The 549-nt window shown below is 43.0% G+C and carries 1 pseudogene; it reads right to left on the reverse strand.

Annotated elements, in window-relative coordinates:
• Positions 1–549 (reverse strand): annotated as a pseudogene (locus AC1DND_RS29200) (hypothetical protein); the annotation flags it as partial.

The raw sequence follows: 549 nt of genomic DNA on the forward strand, positions 1-549 counted from the left end.
ACCATAAACACTCCAATCAATGTTGCTGATGCCTTCGGCAGCATCGGTTTTTAAGTTACCTATTTCATCATAGGTATAACTATTGTTGCCAATATCGTTTCCATTGGTTACCCCTACCGCATCAGTTACGGCAGCCAAACGGTTGTTCAATAGTTTACCTGCGCCATCGCGGTTATACACATAACCCAGATTATCCATGGTACTTCCGCCCTGGTTATTGCGCTGCAGGTTTAAAATATTACCGTTACCATCGTAACCAAAGCTTTCTTTAAATTTATCGTTGGCACTGCCGAAGTTCCAGTTACCCGTACCAATATCGTGCTGGTTTACATTTTTAATGCGGTTAAGCTGATCGTAACCGTAACTATAACCCACTGTTGCATCGTTGTTTATTTTGGCAATGCTGTAGGTACTGTTGCTAATGTTTCCATTAAATAATGGCCGGCCAGTAAGATCGCCATTTGTTCCCACATACGTATGGGCAAAAGCGCCATTGCCTCCAATAGGGCTATAATCGCCATTATAATAACCCAGGCTATAGGCCAAGGC

This window comes from Pedobacter sp. 01N416 (assembly GCF_056399685.1).